The organism is Aquabacterium sp., from assembly GCF_050725395.1.
Lineage (GTDB): Bacteria > Pseudomonadota > Gammaproteobacteria > Burkholderiales > Burkholderiaceae_C > Aquabacterium.
Genome location: NZ_JBOHHL010000039.1, coordinates 17,917 through 36,142, shown reverse-complemented (window position 1 = coordinate 36,142; position 18,226 = coordinate 17,917). Strand labels below are relative to the sequence as shown.

Annotated in this window: 13 protein-coding genes; 5 read left to right on the top strand and 8 right to left on the bottom strand. The window is 66.6% G+C overall.

Going from position 1 to position 18,226, the window contains the following annotated elements; translation table 11 throughout:
* Window positions 1-1,248: lipase family protein (locus tag ACREB4_RS18395; RefSeq protein ID WP_431589695.1), on the bottom strand; the 1,248-nt coding region annotated here is incomplete at its 3' end.
* Between the two features lie 279 nt (window positions 1,249-1,527).
* Here ACREB4_RS18395 and ACREB4_RS18390 point away from each other — a divergent pair.
* Window positions 1,528-2,262, top strand: a complete 735-nt coding sequence (locus ACREB4_RS18390; protein WP_431589694.1) for a TetR/AcrR family transcriptional regulator — start codon at window positions 1,528-1,530, stop codon at window positions 2,260-2,262.
* 14 nt (window positions 2,263-2,276) lie between these two features.
* On the opposite strand, the gene ACREB4_RS18385 is transcribed toward ACREB4_RS18390, so the two are convergent.
* The 4 genes from ACREB4_RS18385 to ACREB4_RS18370 all read right to left on the bottom strand — a co-directional run bounded on the left by ACREB4_RS18385 (window position 2,277) and on the right by ACREB4_RS18370 (window position 7,496).
* Window positions 2,277-4,784, bottom strand: coding sequence for a GGDEF domain-containing protein (locus ACREB4_RS18385; protein WP_431589693.1), 2,508 nt, complete (start codon window positions 4,782-4,784; stop codon window positions 2,277-2,279).
* Between the two features lie 70 nt (window positions 4,785-4,854).
* Entirely contained in the window at window positions 4,855-5,718 is an 864-nt protein-coding gene (locus ACREB4_RS18380; protein ID WP_431589692.1) for an NAD-dependent protein deacetylase, read from the bottom strand.
* Window positions 5,719-5,743: 25 nt separating this feature from the next.
* Entirely contained in the window at window positions 5,744-6,856 is a 1,113-nt protein-coding gene (locus ACREB4_RS18375) for an alkene reductase (protein ID WP_431589691.1), read from the bottom strand.
* 46 nt (window positions 6,857-6,902) lie between these two features.
* Complete coding sequence (locus ACREB4_RS18370; RefSeq protein WP_431589690.1) at window positions 6,903-7,496, bottom strand: TetR family transcriptional regulator C-terminal domain-containing protein; 594 nt, start codon at window positions 7,494-7,496, stop codon at window positions 6,903-6,905.
* A 92-nt stretch (window positions 7,497-7,588) separates the two neighbouring features.
* Here ACREB4_RS18370 and ACREB4_RS18365 point away from each other — a divergent pair, with 92 nt between their 5' ends.
* The 4 genes from ACREB4_RS18365 to ACREB4_RS18350 all read left to right on the top strand — a co-directional run bounded on the left by ACREB4_RS18365 (window position 7,589) and on the right by ACREB4_RS18350 (window position 16,089).
* Window positions 7,589-8,251, top strand: a complete 663-nt coding sequence (locus tag ACREB4_RS18365; protein WP_431589689.1) for an ion channel — start codon at window positions 7,589-7,591, stop codon at window positions 8,249-8,251.
* Window positions 8,252-8,349: 98 nt separating this feature from the next.
* On the top strand, window positions 8,350-10,221 hold the full coding sequence (locus ACREB4_RS18360; protein WP_431589688.1) for a sensor histidine kinase: 1,872 nt from the start codon (window positions 8,350-8,352) through the stop codon (window positions 10,219-10,221).
* A 46-nt stretch (window positions 10,222-10,267) separates the two neighbouring features.
* On the top strand, window positions 10,268-10,861 hold the full coding sequence (locus tag ACREB4_RS18355) for an SCO family protein (protein ID WP_431589687.1): 594 nt from the start codon (window positions 10,268-10,270) through the stop codon (window positions 10,859-10,861).
* The gene (locus ACREB4_RS18350) at window positions 10,858-16,089 is read left to right on the top strand and encodes an RICIN domain-containing protein (protein WP_431589686.1); all 5,232 of its coding nucleotides are present in this window, start codon (window positions 10,858-10,860) and stop codon (window positions 16,087-16,089) included. The genes ACREB4_RS18355 and ACREB4_RS18350 overlap by 4 nt, the downstream gene beginning before the upstream one ends.
* Before the next feature lie 19 nt (window positions 16,090-16,108).
* Here ACREB4_RS18350 and ACREB4_RS18345 read toward each other — a convergent pair whose 3' ends face one another.
* From ACREB4_RS18345 to ACREB4_RS18335, 3 genes are all read right to left on the bottom strand, one after another.
* A complete protein-coding gene (locus tag ACREB4_RS18345; protein WP_431589685.1) occupies window positions 16,109-16,822 on the bottom strand; it encodes a YebC/PmpR family DNA-binding transcriptional regulator in 714 nt (237 codons plus the stop codon).
* Window positions 16,823-16,895: 73 nt separating this feature from the next.
* The gene (locus ACREB4_RS18340; RefSeq protein WP_431589684.1) at window positions 16,896-17,690 is read right to left on the bottom strand and encodes a 4'-phosphopantetheinyl transferase family protein; all 795 of its coding nucleotides are present in this window, start codon (window positions 17,688-17,690) and stop codon (window positions 16,896-16,898) included.
* 1 nt (window position 17,691) lies between these two features.
* On the bottom strand, window positions 17,692-18,120 hold the full coding sequence (locus ACREB4_RS18335) for a VOC family protein (RefSeq protein ID WP_431589683.1): 429 nt from the start codon (window positions 18,118-18,120) through the stop codon (window positions 17,692-17,694).
* Between the last annotated feature and the right edge of the window lie 106 nt (window positions 18,121-18,226).

Sequence of the window (18,226 nt, the reverse complement as noted above, 5' to 3'; positions counted from 1 at the left end):
GGCCAATCCGGTCGACTTGGGTTCGGCGTTCAGCGTGAGGCAGGTGCCCAGCGTGGACTTGCCGGCGAAGCGGTCACCCAACCAGGTCAGCACCGTGGGCGCGGCCTGGAACTGGGTCACGATGTGCTCGCTGGGGTACACGTCGAAGGTCACGTTGCTGAACTTGGCGCAGTACTTGCGCTTCAAGGACACGTGCTGTTCGATGGGGATGAACTCGTCGGCCTGGCCGTGGTACTGGTACAGCGGCACCGGCACCTTGTTGGCACCCAAGTCTTGCGCCTTCAGCGTGGCGTTGATGGCCGGCACGGTCAGCAACTGGTCCAGCGACTGGTTGCCCACCGTGTACTCGGACAGGCTGTGGTTCATCAGGTCGAACAGCGATTCGAACACGCACTGCGACTTGCCACGGGCCACGGCCGCCTGGCCGTTGGCGTTGGCCAGCGTGTTCAGCGGGATCTGGGCGGGGTACTGCTCGGCCAGGCCGATCACGCCACCGAACAGGAAGGAGGCGCCATTGGAGCCGTCCAGGTACTTGGCCGTGGTGATGAAGTCGGCCGGGGTGCCACCGGCGGCCACGGCCACCAGGTTCACGTTGGGGGCGTAGCTGGCCTTGCGTTCAGCGGCCCACGAGGCGCTCTGGCCACCTTGCGAGTAACCCCAGATGGCGGTCTTGGCGGTGGCGCTGATGCCGACCGACGGGATCTGCGACGCGGCCTTGACGATGTCCAGCACCGCATTGCCTTGCGACGCGCCGGCCAAGTAGGTGGGGGTGCTGCCCGTGGTGTAGCCCGCGTAGTCGGTGACCAGCACGGCGTAGCCGGCCTTCAGGGCGGCGTTGATGTTGGCGGTTTCATAGTCGGTGCCACCGGCCAGTTGCAGCGAAGGCGCGCAAGGCTGGGCCAGGCCATGGGTGCCCACGGCGTAGGAGATGACGGGGCGGTCGCCCGCGCCGGACCAGGCGGCGGTGGGGACCAGCACGGTGCCGGTGACCACGTTGGCCGCGCCGACCGAATCGGTCGACTGGTACTGCACGTTCCAGGCCTTGACGGCGGGGGCGCCGGCGCCCAGGTTGACGGACGCGGTGCGGTAGGAAATCAGGTCGCCGTGGGCGCCGTTGGGCGTGGCGGCGTCATAAAAGGCGAGGCCGGACGGGCCTTGGGTCGGGGCAGCATAGGCCGAGGACACCGCCAGGGCGATGGCGGCCAGCGGCAGGGCCAAGGCAGACTTGCGCAAGAAGGGGCTGATCATGGGTCTCTCTCCAATTTGTATCCGGCGCATTGATCGTTGACCAATTGCCAGCGATCGATTAATCGCATGGAGATAGTTTGACAAACTGATTAAGCAGTTTCTCAGAGGGTTTGCGCCAAGGCGCCTGCCTTTCCCCCTGAACATGGGGCATTGCGCGCCAACGGTACTTATCACGACAAAATGTGGGTTTTGATGGACATCAAAAGCCCCCCTTCCCCGACAGACACGCGATACTTGACCATTCAACCCAACTGGCAAGAACCATTGTCCAATTTGCGGATGTCCTTGCAACCCACCCCCTCCGAACCGTCGAAATCCCGCACTTATTCCGGCGTGCCTCGGGAAGAGCGCACCAGGCTTCGGCGTCGGCGGTTGCTGGACGCGGGCATCGAGGTGTTCGGGCGGCAGGGCTTGGCCCAAGCCACGATGCGCGACATCTGCGCCACCGCGCGCCTGAGCGAGCGCTATTTCTACGAATCGTTCAAAAGCACGCACGACATCTTCGACACCGTGTTCTCGCTCCTGGTGCGCGACCTCATGGCCGCCGTGAGTGGCGCCATCATGGCCGCCCCCCTGGTCGAAAGCGCCATCCTGGAATCCGGGTTGCGGGCTTTCCTCAGCTTCATCCACCAAGACCCGCGCCGGGTGCAGATCATCCTGATCGACGGCGTGTGGCGCGAGCAGACCCGGCAGCGCGAGGGCCAAGCGCAATTGCTGGCCTACCAACAGGCCATCCAGACCTTGACGCAAGGGCTGCACCCCCGGCTCAGCCCGGAGATCGACCTGAAACTGGCCGCCAGCGGCCTGGTGGGCACGGCCATCCACACCGCCATCGCCTGGTCGGACGAAGGTTTCAAGACCGACCTCGAATCGGTCGTGAAACACAACCTGTCCGCGTGGGGCGGCTTGCGTCGGTGGATGAAAATGACCGCGCCCGGGTCCGAGGCCATGCCCGACCAGGCCGCGCTGGTCGAACACGTGAGGCAGGTGTTCCAGCCGCCGGAACCCCGCTGACGGGCGCGCAGCGCTCAGACCGTGGCCACGGCCACTTGGTTGCGGCCACCGTGCTTGGCGCGGTAAAGCGCGGCATCGGCCGCCGAGATCAGGCCCAATTCGGTTTGCGCCGGTGCGGCGGCAGCACCGGCCACGCCCACACTGACCGTCACCACCGAGGCGGTGTCCGACCCCTCGTGCCGCACCTGCATCGACTGCACGGCGAGCCGAATCCGCTCGGCCGCTTGCCGCGCCAGTTCGGCGCTGGTCTGTGGCAGCACGGCGATGAACTCTTCGCCCCCGTAGCGCGCAACGAGGTCGCCAGGCTGGCGCAAACAGGCCTTCATGGCTTGGGCCACCTGGACCAGGCAGCGGTCGCCAGCGGGATGGCCGTAGCGGTCGTTGTAGTTCTTGAAGTGATCCACATCCAGCATGATCACCGCCACCTCGCCTTGCCCATGCTGGGCCCGCTGCCAGGTCTGATGCAGGTAGGCCTGCAGGTGGCGCCGGTTGTAGGCCCCGGTGAGCACGTCCACCCGGGCCAGGTTCTGCAAGCGGTGGTGGACTTCGTCCAGCTTTTGCAGCAACTGCTTCTGCCGCACGAACAGCAGGTAGCGCTTGCGTTCGTCCCGCTCCATCGCGTAGTTGGACATCAGCGTCAAGACCACGGTGGCCCCGACCAGCGAGATCACCGGCAGGATCAAGCGCTGGTTGAACGCAGGCACTATCAGCACGCCACCGATGTGCATGGCCAGGATGGCCACCGAGCAGGCCACCGCATACCAGAAGCGCAGCCGCTGCACGATGTTGGCGTAGATGACCACGACCATCAGGCCCACGTGGTAGTACTGGCCCGTCGGGCTGTGCGTGGCAGCCAGGATGCAGGCCAGACAGGCGGCCGCGAACACGCCACTCACCAACACCAGGCATTCCACCGCCACGGGGGGCACGGTGCGCAACACCCAGGCGTGGCCAAACCAACCCAGCAGCAGCAAGGCGATGGCGATGGGCGTGAACAGGCCCAGTCGGATCTTGAGGGCCAGGCCGAACACATCCGGCGCCATCAGGTAATCGATGCCGAGGAAGCCGTTGAACACCACGAGTGACAGGATGCCGCTGAGCACCATGTAGCGCAGGCGGGCCGCCGCGCCCTCGTTCAGGAACTGCTGCTCCAGGGCGGTCGGGAAGCGCAGCCAGGAGTTGCTCGGATCGAGCAGCGGCTGGGCCTTCGACACCGCGTCAGGCTTGGCGGGCTGGTGACTTACCTCTTCGGGCATGCCCTGGTCGGGCCCCATCGGCGAGACGTCACCGCGCACGGCGTTTCGCCCTCCGGCCTTGGCCTTGTACAAGGCCCGGTCGGCCGCGGCGACCAAGCCTGCTGACGAACTGCCCGGTGTGCTCGGCCGCACGCTGGCCACCCCGACGCTCACTGTGACCGGGACCGTGCCAGCGGCCACGGCCACCCGCACCCGCTCGGCCGCCAACATGGCCGCGGCCAAGTCCGAATGGCTCAGCAAGGCGATGAACTCCTCGCCGCCATAGCGTGCCACCAGGTCTTCCGGCTGGCGCAAGCAGTCTTTCAAGGTCTCGGCCACGGCCTGGAGGCAGGCGTCTCCGGCTGGGTGGCCATGCCGGTCGTTGTAGGCCTTGAAATGATCGATGTCGATCATCAGCACGGCCAGGTCGTCGCCGTCATGACTGGCACGCGACCAGGTCTGCTGCAGGAATTCGTCGAAGTGGCGGCGGTTGGCCACGGTGGTCAGGGGGTCGAAGCGCGAGAGCTGGTCCAGCTTCTGGTTGGCTTGTTCCAGACGCCCCTGCAGCCATTGCTCGTTTTCCAGCATCAGCCAGTTGGTGCGGTCTTCGTGCTCGAGCCAGTAACTGCCATACAGCGTGAACACAGTGACGGACACCATGACCAAGGTCATCCCGATCAAGACCGCCACCGGGGGGTGAGGCAAGGCCAGCGCCGCCCCGGCGTACATGAGCAGGATCACCGTGTCGACCCCCACGGCCCGCCAGAAGCGCAGTTGCATCATGCCGCCATTGATCAACTGCACCAGGCACAGCACGACGAGGTAAGACGGCGCCAGTTCGTCCTCGCTGGACAGACACAGGAAAACCGTGATCGCCGCGCCAACCGGGCCCATGGCCGCCGCCACCCACTCACGCGCCACGCCACCAAGGCGCCTGGTGCCCAGCACCCACATCAGGCACAGGGGGGTGTAGAACAGCAGCCGCAGTTGCAAGGCCTTGCTGAACTGGTCGTGCACCATCAGCCAGTCGGTCAGCAACAGGGTGTTCGACAGCCACAGCACCCACAAAGCGCCACGGTGGATCAAACGGGAACGCTCGGGCGAGCGGTCTTGCTGGTAGCGCGACTCCAGGTCGGAGGGAAAGCGCAGGCCATTGAAGCCCCGCTTCAAAACCTGGCCAAATGCGCTGGCATCCCGGGCATGAGGCGGATCCGGCGGCCCCATGGGCCCGTCGCTCAAGGGATCGCGCGCTTCGGCGGAGGAAGGTGAGGAGACCACTGTGCGCATCAGTATCGCCGGCCAGCCCAGGGGGAAAACCTGGGCGAGCCGCCCCATGCATGACTTATTGCCACTTCGATCATGCTTTTGCGACCTGACAGCCGCTCATCAGCTGGGTCAATGCCTCGCTGCAGTCCTGGTCCAGCTTGGCGGCCAGCAAGGCATCGGCGCGGGTCACACCCTGGTTGATGGCGATCACCGGCTTGCCCAACCGGTGCGCCTGCTCGGCAAAGCGGAAGCCCGAGTACACCTGCAAGGAGGACCCCACCACCAGCATGGCCGAAGCGCCTTCAATGGCCTGGCTGGCGGCGGCCACGCGTTCGCGCGGCACATTGTCGCCAAAGAACACGACATCGGGTTTCAGCAGGCCCTGGCAAGCGGGGCACACCGGCACCTGGAAGCCGGTGTAATGCTGGTCTTCAAGGTGGGCATCGCCATCCGGAGCAGCCCTGGACACGGCGGAGGGCGGCGGGTCGAAAAGAGGATTGCCGGCCTGCAACAGCGCCTGCACCTGCGCGCGCGGGTAGCGACGCTGGCACGACAGGCACAGCACGCGGGCGATGCTGCCGTGCAGTTCGATCACCGACTGGCTGCCCGCCTGGTGGTGCAGGCCGTCGACGTTCTGGGTGATCACGGTGCCGACCAGGCCCAAGCGTTCAAGCTCGGCAATGGCCCGGTGCCCCGCATTGGGTTCGGCGCGCGACATGGCTTGCCAACCCACATGGCTGCGGGCCCAATAGCGCCGCCGCACCAGCTCTGATGCCAGAAACTCCTGGTGCTGGATGGGCTTGGCGTGCTGCCATTGCCCGTGCCGATCACGGTAAGCCGGGATGCCGCTGTTGGTGCTGAGCCCGGCCCCCGTGAGCACCACCCAAGGACCCGCGCCCAGCAGCGCGAGCAAGGTCGCGGTGTCGGGCGCGGTGGTCGGGTCGGCGGCGGGCATCCGGTCAGGATACCCGTTCGCGGCCTCAGGCCGGCAAGGCGGGGTAGTCGGTGTAGCCGTGGGCGCCCACGCCGCCGTACAAAGGCGCGTCCTTGAACAACTCGTTCAACGGCGCGTTTTCCTTGAAGCGACGCGGCAGGTCGGGGTTGGTCAGCATCAAACGGCCGAAGGACACCAGGTCCGCCTTGCCCGAAGCAACCGCGTCCACGGCCATGGCCTTGTCGTAGCCATTGTTCAGCATCCAGACGCCGTCGTACAGCTTGCGCAGCGCGTCGTAGTCGAACGGGGCGATGTCGCGCGGACCGCCAGTGGCGCCTTCGACGATGTGCAGGTACACAGGCTTGAGCTTGTTCAGCTCGCGCACCACGTGTTCGAACAAAGGCTGAGGCTTGCTTTCGCTCGAATCGTTGACGGGCGAGACGGGCGACAGGCGCACGCCGACCTTGTCCGCGCCGATCTCGTCGATCACCGCGGCCATCACCTCGACCAGGAAGCGGGCGCGGTTCTCGATGCTGCCGCCATAGCGGTCGGTGCGCTGGTTCGAGCCATCGCGCAGGAAGGCGTCGAGCAGGTAGCCGTGCGCACCGTGGATTTCGATGCCGTCGAAGCCGGCTTCGATCGAGTGGCGGGCCGCCGTGCGGAAGTCGTTGACGATGCCGGCGATCTCTTCGGTCTCCAGGGCGCGAGGGACGGAGGTGTCCACATAGCCCGCACCGGGGATGTAGGTCTTGGCGTTGGCACGGATGGCCGAGGGCGCGACGGGCGCCAGCTCACCCGGCTGGAAGGCCGTGTGCGACATGCGGCCGGTGTGCCACAGCTGCACGAAGATGCGGCCACCACGGGCATGCACCTCGTCGGTCACCTTTTTCCAGGCGGCGATCTGCTCGGGGCTGTGCACGCCCGGCGTGGCGTTGTAGCCCTGGGCCTGGGCGGACACCTGGGTGGCCTCGGCGATGATCAGGCCGACGGAGGCGCGCTGGGCGTAGTACTCGATGGTCATGGCGCCAGGCACGTTGCCGGCTTCGGCTCGGTTGCGCGTCAGGGGGGCCATCACCATGCGGTTGGCCAAGGTGATGCCGCCCAGTTGGAAAGGCTGGAACAGCGCGGCATCAGGGGAGGTGTGATCGGGGGCAGACATGCAGTGGACTCCTAATTGGGAAGCGAAGCGGGAAAAGCCCGTGTGGTCAGGGCAGGAAGAATTTGTCGAGCAAGAGGTGGCGCACCTCGTGCAAAGGCCGCACGCTGTGCTCGACCTTGCTGCGCAGCACGGCGCCCTCCCAGGCATCCCAGAAGAAGTTGGCCAGAGCCTGGGCGTCCACGTCATCGCGCACCTCACCAGCCTGCTGGGCTTGCAAGATCAGGGCGGCCAGGCGGTCGCGCCAATCACGCAGCACGTCGGACAGCACGGTGCGGCAGGTCTCACTGGCCTCCACGACTTCAGCCGCGAAATTGCCCACCAGGCAGCCTTGGCAACCCGTCCGGTCGTGGTGCTGGATGAATTGGCCAAACACGTGGTGGATGGCGGCCACCGGGTTGGCCGGCGCGTCTTTCAACGCCGCGCTCCAGGCGTCGCCCGTCCACTTGGCATAGTTGCGCAGGATCTGCGCGGCAAAGGCTTCTTTGCTGTCGAAGTGGTTGTAGAACGAGCCCTTGGGCACCCCGGCCTTGTCGGTGATCTGCTGGATGCCGGTGGCGTTGTAGCCTTGCAGCTGGAACAGGGCGTAGCCCGCGTCGCTCAAGCGGCGGGGGATGTCGGTGGGGTCTGCGGTGCGGGCCATTCGCAAACTATATGACCGGTCGTCTTAGAATAATCGGGAGCCCGACTTAAGCACTGTTGGGCGCAGGGTTTTAGCCAGACGACAATGCGGCCATGCACTACGCCAACCTGCTCAGCCTGACGCGCCGCCACCCTTCCGCCATCTTGCTGCTCGTTCAACTGGCAGGCCTGCTGCTCTACCCTTTGTTGGAGACCACGCCGGGCGGGCCGGTGGCCTTGGGCGCCTTTGGCGTGGCGGTGCTGGTCATCACCACGGGCATGGTCGATCGCACGCCTGGCCACACCTGGATCAGCGCCTGCATCGCCCTGCCGGCCATCGTGTTGCTGGTGCTTCAATCCACGATGGACATGCCGGGCTTGCTGCCGTGGTCGGCCGCACTGGAGGCGGTGTTTTACTTCTACGCCGCGGGCAGCTTGATCGCTTACATGATGAAAGACATGCGCGCGACGGCGGATGAACTGTTCGCCGCGGGCGCCACTTTCACGCTGCTGGCCTGGGGCTTCACCCACCTGTTCGTGCTGGTGCAGGAGTGGCAGCCGGGCAGTTTCGCGGCGGCCGTGGACCCGCAAGCGCCACGCACCTGGACCGAACTGATGTTCCTCAGTTTTGCCTTGCTCTCCAGCACCGGCATTGGCGATGTGATCCCCATCAAACCCCTGGCGCGGGGCATCAGCACACTGGAAATGTTCGCGGGCGTGATGTACCTGGCGGCGGTGGTTTCGCGGCTGATCGGCCTGACCTTGCTCAGGCGCTGATCAACCCACCCGGCCGTGAATGCTGCCGGACAATTAAATGGGAAATGCGCAAGAATCGATGCCCCGAAGAGTGCCCATCCGTCACAAAGGGAGGCTCAATGCTCCGATCATTGTCCGACGCCGTTCGACGCACCGGTTCACAAACCAGGGTGGGCGTTGCATTCTTTGTTCTGGCGCTGGTGCTTTTCTCGATCACGGGTGGGCTGTCCGGCCTGTCCGCCCGCCGCGAGGCCGAGCGAGCCAGCGGCGCGATGCTGGCGCAGTTGGCCACCGCCGTGGCAGCCCGCCTTGACGCCGATGTCGCCGAGCGCTTTCGCGAGATCCGCCGGCTCACCGAAATCGAAACCACGCTGGCACTCGACATGACGCCAGACCGCTGGCGCCGCACGCTGGAGCGCCTGCAAAGCTCGACCAAGCATTACAGCTGGATCGGCGTGACCGACCTGGATGGCACCGTGCTCGCCTCCACCGGCGGGCTGCTGCAGGGCGTGAGCGTGCAGCAACGCCCGTGGTTCAAGGCGGGCCTGGCCAAACCGTCGGTGCTGGATGTGCACGATGCCAAACTGCTGTCCAGCCTGTTGCCAGCCTCGCCCACCGGCGAGCCCCACCGCTTCATCGACGTGGCCGCCCCCTTGCTTCATGAGGGGCGTCAGCGCATGGGTGTGTTGGGCGCCCACTTGAACTGGGATTGGGCCGAGCAACGGCGCCGCGCCACGCTGGCCACGCTCGATGCCCGACAGGCCCTGGACATCGTCATCGTGAACCGCCAGGGTCAGGCCGACCTGGGGCCCAAAGAGCCCGCGCTGCGCGGCGTGTCCGCGGCCGAGCTCAGCCTGGCCCCGGTGGTGCGCACCTGGTCTGACGGCCGGCAGTACCTCACGGCCGCGGGGCCCAGTCAGGCCGCGGACGACTACCCAGGCATGGGCTGGACCGTGGTGGTTCGCCAGCCGGTGGACGTCGCCTTCCAGGCCGCGAACAGCCTGCAGCGCCGCATCTGGATCTTTGGCGGGTTTGGCGCGCTGATGTTCGGGGTGCTGGGCTGGTGGCTGGCGGGGGTGCTGAACGAACCCCTGCGGCGGGTTGCCGTGCGGGCCCGCGTGCTCACGCCATCGCCCTCGGGCGTGCCGATGGTCGGCGCCAATGAGGTGGACCAAGTCGCGGACTCCATCTCGAAACTGATCGAAGAACTGAGAAGCCGAGAGCACGAACTGCGCGAGTTCAACGAGCGCCTCGAGGACATCATCCGCCAGCGCACCAGCGAGCTCGAGCAAAGCAACAAGGACCTGCAGAGCTTCACCAACAGCGTGTCGCACGATCTGCGCAGCCCCTTGGGCCAAATGGCGGTTCTGTTGCGCTTCATGTTGCAGCATGAAGGCGCGGACCTGCCGGCCGGGGTGAGCCGAAAGATCGAGATGGTGGCCGCCGAATGCGATCGCCTGCGCCACCTGTGCGAAGAGTTTCTGGACCTGGCCTTTGCGCAGCAGCGCAAGCTGGAGCTGAGCACCGTCGACATGGAGCAACTGGTGCAATCGCTCGTGGCCGAGATCCAGTCAAGCGGGGAAGGCCACGCCGCGCAGGTGGTCGTGGGCCCCCTGCCCCCCGTCAAGGCCGACCCGGTGCTGGTGCGGCAGGTGTGGGCCAACCTGCTGTCCAACGCCTTCAAGTATTCGTCCAAAGTGGCCGAGCCCCGCATCGTGGTCAGCGCGGTGACCGAGGGGGCGAACGTGGTCTACACGGTGAAGGACAACGGGGCCGGCTTCGACGCCCAGGAAGCCTCGCGGCTGTTCGGCGCTTTCCAAAGGCTGCACGACCAGCGGGACTTCAAAGGCGTGGGCATCGGACTGTCCATCGTCAAGCGGGTGGTGCAGCGGCACAAAGGCCGGGTGTGGGCAGAGTCCACACCCGGCCAGGGCGCGCAGTTTCATTTTTCACTGCCGACAAGTTCCCGCGATCAAGGGATTGGCATGTAAACAGATGTAACGGATAGTGCCAGCACGAGCAGGCCATGGTGGCGGCTTGCTTCGGCCCCTGGCCTACCCCGTTGCCACGATGTCCCGCTGTGTTGTTGCCTTGCTGTTGATCTTGCAGACCGTGCTGGTGCATGCACAGCCCGTGGCCCTGCGGGGATTGGCACTGCTGGACCACCACGGCCAGGCGCTCACCCCGGATGGCCTGGCTGGCCGGCCTGTGTTGCTGCACTTCGTGTTCACCCACTGTGCCAGCACCTGCCCAGCGCAGGTCCATGAGCTGACCGAACTCCACGCGCAACTGCCGGGGCCCGCCAGGCAGCGGCTCGTCCTGCTGTCAGTGACGGTCGATCCGCTCAGCGACACGCCCACCACGCTGCGGGCCTATGCACAGCGACTGGGGGCAGACCGCCCCGGCTGGCGCTTCGTCACGGGCACCCCCACCGCCGTGCAGACCCTGGCGGACCGCATGCAGGCCCTCAACACGCGCCGCCTGCCCGCAGGCCAGGGCGCCCTGCCCGGCGACCACCGCACATCCCTGTACCTCTTCGACGCCCAGGGCGCGCTGATCCAGCGTTTCAACGGCGTCCCGGTGGACCGCCCGCGCCTGCTCCACGAAATCACATTGGCCTCATCCCGATGAACACACGCACGCTGCCCGACCTGGCCAAACACCTGCTATCGACCTTGGCCGTCCTGACCCTGTTGGCGGCTTGCGGCGGGGGTGGCGACAACACGCGCAGCAGTGCCGGCCCCTCCGACACGGCAACGGGCCGCTCGCGGGGCATGGCGGTGGCCTCGGGCAGCGTGGCCACCAGCCTGAGTGTGCCCATTGCACCGATCGACGACCCGCTGATGCAGAACCTCGCCATCCCCGCCGATGCCGCCACCCGCGGCATGTGGGGCGGCACGAAGGCCTGGCCCATGAACGGCCTGCACGCGGCGCTGTTGCCCGATGGCCGGGTGCTCACTTATGGCACGCCGAAGAACACGCCTGATACGCAGAACGGCCGCACCGACGACCTGTGGACACCCTCACTGGGCTTCGCCGACGCGGCGCACCAGTCCACCTACAACGCCAATTACCTCGACAGTTTCTGCAACACGGCGGCCTGGCTGGCCGATGGCCGGCTCATGCTGACCGGCGGCAACTCACCCGTGAACAGCGCCTTCTTCAGCCCCTCCGCCTCCAGCCGGGCCAACGATGTGTTCGCCCTGGCCGACCAGCGCTGGTACGCCACCTTGCTGCCACTGCCGGACGGCCGCATGGTGATGCTGGGCGGCATGGACCCGTACCAGGAGGGCATGGTGGACAACCCCGAGACGGCCATCGCCAATGGCACCGTGTCGATGACCCCCGAGATCTACAAACCAGGCACGGGCTGGACCAGCCTGGCCGGGGCCCGCAGCCGCGATGCCTTTGGCCCGGACTACCTGCGCGCCTCTTACCCACGCGCCTGGGTCGCGCCCAATGGCAAGGTCTTCGGCATCTCAGCCGAGACGCTGTGGAGCCTGGACGTCAATGCCAACGCGGGCACCGGGGCCATCACCGTGCTGGGCAAGTTCAAAACCCCGGCCAGCAACACCGCGCCCGTCAATGTGGGCGCCACCAGTTCGGCCGTGATGTACGCGCCGGGCAAGATCCTGCAGGTGGGCGGCAACGGTTACTTCAATGGCGATGGCTACCCGGCCAGCAACAAGGCCAGCCTGATCGACATCAACGGCGCCACCCCTGTGGTGACCGAAACGGCGGCCATGGCCCTGCCTCGCCGATACGTCAACACCGTGGTGCTGCCCGACGGCAAGGTGCTCGCCACGGGCGGCACCAAGCTGGGCAACAACGGTGGGGCCGACGCCGTTTATGCGGCCGAAATCTGGAACCCGGCCACCGGCACCTGGACCACAGGCGCCAGCGCCGCGCAGATCCGGGTCTACCACTCGGCCACGCTGCTGCTGCCCAATGGCACGGTGTTGTCCACGGGTGGCGGCGCGCCAGGCCCGGTGAACAACCAGAACGCCGAGGTCTACTACCCGCCCTACCTGTTCACCACGGTGGGCGGCGCAGCACAACTGGCCACGCGCCCAGCCTTGATCGGCATCAGCGCCAAGTCCTTCAATGTCGGCGCGAATGTGGTCGTGCAGATGAGCGACGCCACTGCCATGGCGCGCCTGGTGCTGATCGCCCATGGCACGGTCACGCACTCGTTCAACAACGGACAGCGCTTCATCGAGCTGCCCTTCACGCAATCCGGTGACATGTTGACGGCCACCTTGCCGGCCAGCGCCAACGTGGTCCCGCCGGGCTATTACCAACTGGCGGTGCTGAATGCCAATGGCGTGCCCTCGGTGGCCACCACCGTGGCCATCGGCATGTCGGTCAAGTCCGTCGCCGAGACACCCGCCCTTGCCGTGGGCAGCAGCTATGCGCTGTCCACCCTCACTCCCGCCAATTACGCCATGGCCACCGATGCCACCGGCCTGGGCGTCATCGTCCCCGCAGCCACGGCAGACTCCGCGCCGGCCAACGCGCAGTTCACCGTGCGCGCGGGTTTGGCCGATGCGGCCTGCGTGTCCCTGGAAGCCACCGCGCAACCGGGCAAGTTCATGCGCCACGCCAACTACCGGCTGCAGCTGGGGGTCAACGACGGTTCGGCCCTGTTCGCCAATGACGCCACCTTCTGCCGCGAACCCGGGCTGGCCAGCTCAGGGTTGACACTGCGCTCGAAGAATTTCCCCGGCTATGTGGTGCACCACCGCAATGGCCAGCTCTGGCTGGACACGCAGGCCAGCGACGCTGACTTTGCCAACACCGCCAGCTTCCTGCCCCGCACGCCCGCAGGCGGCACCGCGCTGCCCCCACTGGCCAGCACCGCGATCACTGCCAAGGCCATTGGCAGTGGCGCCACCGCCAGCTATTCGGCCAGCGGCCTGGAAGCCGAAGGCCTGAGCTTTGCCTGGGACTTTGGCGATGGCGTCAGCAGCGCCTACAGCGGCAGCAGCAGCGTGACCCACGCCTACAACGCACCCGGCCTGTACACCGTGACGCTGACGGCGCGCACGGCCGACGGCCGCACCGCCAGCAAGGTGTTCGTGCAGGCGGTCTATGGCTCGCGCACTGGCAACACACCGCGCGCATCCAGCGCCTTGCTGCTGGAGCCACGTGGCACCGGCGCGGCCCGGCTGTGGGTGGTCAACACGGACAACGACACGGTCAGCGTCTTCGACACCAGCGCCGGCGGCAAGCTCAAGGAGATTGCCACTGGCGCCGCCCCACGCACCGTGGCCCTCGCGGCCGACGGCTCGGTGTGGGTCAGCAACCGTGACGGCGCCAGCATCTCGGTCATCAACCCTGGCACCCTGGCCGTCAGCAACACCATCCAACTGCCCCGAGCCTCGCAGCCCTGGGGCCTGGTCATCGCGCCCGATGGCCAAGCCTACGTCAGCCTGTCCGCCACCGGCCAGGTGCTCAAGCTCAATGGCAGCACCGGCGCCATCCTGGCCACACTGTCAGTGGGCAACAGCCCGCGCCACCTTGCCGTGAGCGCGGACTCGGCCACGGTACTGGTGTCTCGCTTCATCACCGCCCCGATGGCGGGGGAAGGCACCGCCACCATCGACCCCACCGGCGGCGGCGGTGAGGTGTGGATCGTCAATGCCGGCGACCTCACGCTTCGCCAGACGGCCAGGCTGACCTACAGCAACAAAGCCGACACCGAGACCACGGGCAGCGGCCTGCCGAACTACCTGGGCGCGGCCGCCATCTCACCCGATGGCCAGACCGCCTGGGTGCCCTCCAAGCAAGACAACGTGGCGCGCGGCATGCTGCGCAATGGCCAGGGGTTGAATTTCCAGAGCACCGTGCGCGCCATCAGCAGCCGCATCACCCTGGCCTCGGGCCTGGAAGACAGCGCCCTGCGTGCGGATCACGACAACAGCAGCCTGGCCTCTGCCGCCACTTTCGACCCCACCGGCACCTACCTGTTCGTGGCCCTGGAGACCAGCCGCGAGGTGGCGGTGCTGGACGCGGCCAGAGGCTCGCAGCTCTTCCGCATCAACGTGGGCCTGGCCCCCCAGGGCCTCGCGGTGTCGCCCGATGGCCAGCGCCTGTACGTGCACAACTTCATGGGCCGCAGTGTGAGCGTGGTCAACCTGGGCCCGCTGGTCAACAACGGTGAACTGGCCAGCACGCTGGCGGGCACCTGGACCAGCGTGGGCACCGAAAAACTCGGCGCCACCGTGCTGCTGGGCAAACAGCTTTTCCACGATGCCCGCGACCCCCGACTGGCCCGCGATGCCTACATGAGTTGCGCCAGCTGCCACAACGATGGCGAACACGATGGCCGAACCTGGGACCTGAGCAACCACAATGAAGGCCTGCGCAACACCATCTCACTGCGCGGCCACGCGGGCATGGGCCAGGGCCTGCTGCACTGGAGCGGCAACTTCGATGAAGTGCAGGACTTCGAGAAGCAGATCCGCGATCTGGCAGGCGGCACAGGGTTGATGACCGATGCTGCCTACAACACGGGCACGCGCAACCAGCCCCTGGGCACCACGAAGGCCGGCGTCAGCGCCGACCTGGATGCCTTGGCGGCGTACGTCACTTCCTTGTCAAGCTTCAACCCCAGCCCCCTTCGCCCTGCGGCAGGCACGCTGAGCACGGCCGCCCTGGCGGGCAAGGCGGTGTTCGCCAACGCGGCCTGTGCGAGCTGCCATGGTGGTTTGGCCTTCACCACCAGCGCACTCAGCGGCGGCATGCGCAACATCGGCACCCTCAAGCCCAGCAGTGGGAACAGATTGGGTGCAGCGCTGACGGGGCTGGACGTGCCCACGCTGCGCGGCCTTTGGGCCACGGGGCCTTACCTGCACGATGGCAGCGCCCCCACACTGGCCGCGGCCGTGCTGGCCCACGCCGGCAACACCGTGGCAGGCACCGACCTGGGCAACCTGGTGGCCTACCTTCAGCAGATCGATGGGGACGAGCCCGCACCCGCCGACCCGTTCGGCGATGGCGTTTACCGGCTGATCAACAAGAACAGCGGCATGGCGTTGAGCATCGCGAGCGCATCCACGGCCAACCTGGCGGCGACCAACCAGTTGCCTTGGGCGGGCACCGACAACCAGCGCTGGAAGCTCATCAACCTGGGCAGTGGCAAGTACCAGTTGAGCGCCCAGCACAGCGCCAAGCGCCTTGAGGTGTCTGGCTGCAGCACCGCCGACGGCGCCACCGTGCAGCAATACACCGCCACCACTTCACGCTGCCAGACTTGGTTGCTGACCGCCGTGGGCGATGGCAGTTACCGCGTGGTCAACAGCAACAGCAACAAGGTGATCGAGGTCACCGGGTCTTCAACCACCAGTGGCGCCACGGTCAAGCAACGCACCTGGGCCGGCACCAACAACCAGAAGTGGACCATCACGCCCGTCAGCGGCAACTACATCGCGGCGGGCAACTACCGGCTGACGCCCAGCCACAGCGGCAAGGCACTGGATGTGGCGGGCGCGGCCGTGGCCAGTGGCACCAACGTGACGCAGTGGACGTGGCTGGCCGGGGCCAACCAGAAGTGGGCCATCACGGCGTCGGCCGACGGCTTTTATGAATTGAGCCCCAACCACGCCGCCGGCATGCGCCTGGAAGTGGCCGGTGGCGGCCTGCTCAACGCCGCCAACGTGCAGCAAGGCCTGGCCAGTGGCTCGGCGGCGCAGCGCTGGAGCTTTGAAGTGCAGGCCGATGGCAGCCATCGCCTGGTCAACCGCAACAGCGGCCTGTCGCTGGAGGTGGCCGGCGCGAGCACGGCCGATGGTGCCAATGTGCAGCAGGGCCTGTGGTCGGGCGCGTCCAACCAGAAATGGAAACTGGTGAAGCAGTGAGCCTGCGGGCGGCCGGGGCCTAGCCCGCCAGGCCCGCGAACACGTTCTGCACGTCTTCGTTGGCGTCCAGAGCGGCCAGGAAGGCTTCCACCTCTTCCAGCGCCTCGGCGCTCAGGCTGGCCGGGTTGACCGGGTTCTTGGGCTTGTAGCCCAGCTTCGCCGACAACACCGTGAAACCCTGGGCTGGCAGCGCCCGGCTGACCAGGTCCAGGTCGGTCGGGTCGGTCAGGAAAACGGTGGCACCATCTTCGTCGCCGGGCTCGAAATCCTGGGCCCCCGCCTCGATGGCGGCCAGCTCGGGGTCGGCGCCCTGGGTGCTGGGCTCGGCCTCGATCAGGCCCACGTGGTCGAAATCCCAGGCCACCGAGCCGGAGGTGCCCAACTGGCCTTTGCGGAACAGCACGCGCATTTCAGAGGCGGCACGGTTCACGTTGTCGGTCAGGCATTCGACCATCACCGGCACGCGGTGGGGCGCGAAGCCCTCGTACACCACGTGCTCGAAATGAACCGCCTCGCCGGTCAGGCCGGCCCCTTTCTTGATCGCCCGGTCCAGGGTGTCCTTCGGCATCGACACCTTGCGCGCCTGCTCGACCACCAGCCGCAGGCGCGAATTGGCGGCCGGGTCGGCGCCATGGCGTGCCGCGATCATGATGTCCTTGGACAACTTGCCGAACAGCCTGCCCTTGGCATTGGCGGCCAGATCCTTGTGTTTTGCTTTCCACTGCGCGCCCATGGCCGGTGTCCTTTGTCGTTCGTTGCCTGCTTCCAGGGCGGCATTTTGTACCAAGGCACGGTGGCACGCCAGTTCACGCATCCGGCGGGTGCGAGGTGCGCGATGGGGGAGCCTCGCAAGGCTGGCTGGACAGCCATGGCAGTGTGTCCCACAGGCGCACTCGGGGGGGCAGATCGCCCCGGCGCGGCACGCACAGGGCCAGGCGGTAATCCGACTTCAAGGTCCACTGCCAGAAAAGCCAACGCGTCGCGTCGTCCTTCAAGGCTGGGTCGATGCTGAGCCCGATGCGGGAAGCCTGTGTCAGGTCAAAGCTGAACTGGTCGAGCGGGATGGACAAGCCCAGGCCCAAGGCCTTGATGTAGGCCTCTTTCAAGGTCCAGTATTCAAAGAAGCGAGCATGCTGCTCGGGCGGGGGCAAGGACCTCAGTGCCGTCTTTTCATCGGGAGAGAAGTAATGGTCCGCCAGGTGCATCAGGTTCTTGCGCCGGGCCACGTTCTCGGTGTCCACGCCCAGGCCGCCGTGCGCGCTCACCCCCACCACGACGAGGTTCTTCGTGTGCGAGATGTTGAAGTCGAGGGCGTTGGCCAGTCCATGGCCGGCCGCGATGCGCGGGCGCCCGTGGTCGCTGACCTCGAAACGCCAGGCCGCTGGATCGACATCGGCGTACCTGGACAAGGTGCACCGCAGCAGGGCCCGCGTGACCAGGTGCCGCCGCTGGTCGGCCTCGAAATGGAAGCGCCGCGTCTGCGCAAGCTCATCGGCCGTCAAATGGCGGCGGTAGTCGTCCAGCAGGCCATCCAGCCTCGGGTCGTCGACGAACGTCAGCCACAGGTGCACTTCGTTGGCGCACAGCCGAGGGGACACCATCTTAGAACGTCACCTTCACCGAAGGCGCGCTGCGCTGCGCCTGGCCGTGGAACACCGCCTCGATGTTGTTGCCGTCCGGGTCCAGCGCGAAGGCAGCGTAATAGCCCGGGTGATAAGGCCGCTCGCCAGGTGCCCCATTGTCCTGGCCACCATGGGCCAGCGCAGCAGCGTGAAACGCCTTCACCATGGCCTCGTCCCGGGCCTGGAAAGCCAAGTGGTGACGGCCGGTCAGTTGGCCTTGTGCGGCCTGGCTGCCCGAGGTCGAGATGAAGAGCTCGTCCGCCCAGAAGAAGTCCTCGCCTTGCCCCCCGATCGGGATCTCAAGGACACCGAAGACGGCCTGGTAGAACGACCGGCTGGCCGCCAGGTCGCGAACCACCAACTGAAGATGATCGATCAAACGTCCGCGGTGCAGTTCTTGCGTTTCCATGCCGGGCTCCTTCCAGTTTTGGTTGATGCCGACCATCGTAGCGACGGCTCATGCCCAGCATCCGGTTCGGGTTTCTGGCACTTTCCCGAGCCCCGGGTGGCTAGCG

Bases quoted from the DNA above. Each gene is read 5' to 3' on its own strand.
- ACREB4_RS18390 (WP_431589694.1), top strand. From the start codon at position 1,528: ATGTCCTTGCAACCCACCCCCTCCGAACCGTCGAAATCCCGCACTTAT.
- ACREB4_RS18385 (WP_431589693.1), bottom strand. From the start codon at position 4,784: ATGCGCACAGTGGTCTCCTCACCTTCCTCCGCCGAAGCGCGCGATCCC.
- ACREB4_RS18380 (WP_431589692.1), bottom strand. From the start codon at position 5,718: ATGCCCGCCGCCGACCCGACCACCGCGCCCGACACCGCGACCTTGCTC.
- ACREB4_RS18375 (WP_431589691.1), bottom strand. From the start codon at position 6,856: ATGTCTGCCCCCGATCACACCTCCCCTGATGCCGCGCTGTTCCAGCCT.
- ACREB4_RS18370 (WP_431589690.1), bottom strand. From the start codon at position 7,496: ATGGCCCGCACCGCAGACCCCACCGACATCCCCCGCCGCTTGAGCGAC.
- ACREB4_RS18365 (WP_431589689.1), top strand. From the start codon at position 7,589: ATGCACTACGCCAACCTGCTCAGCCTGACGCGCCGCCACCCTTCCGCC.
- ACREB4_RS18360 (WP_431589688.1), top strand. From the start codon at position 8,350: ATGCTCCGATCATTGTCCGACGCCGTTCGACGCACCGGTTCACAAACC.
- ACREB4_RS18350 (WP_431589686.1), top strand. From the start codon at position 10,858: ATGAACACACGCACGCTGCCCGACCTGGCCAAACACCTGCTATCGACC.
- ACREB4_RS18345 (WP_431589685.1), bottom strand. From the start codon at position 16,822: ATGGGCGCGCAGTGGAAAGCAAAACACAAGGATCTGGCCGCCAATGCC.
- ACREB4_RS18340 (WP_431589684.1), bottom strand. From the start codon at position 17,690: ATGGTGTCCCCTCGGCTGTGCGCCAACGAAGTGCACCTGTGGCTGACG.
- ACREB4_RS18335 (WP_431589683.1), bottom strand. From the start codon at position 18,120: ATGGAAACGCAAGAACTGCACCGCGGACGTTTGATCGATCATCTTCAG.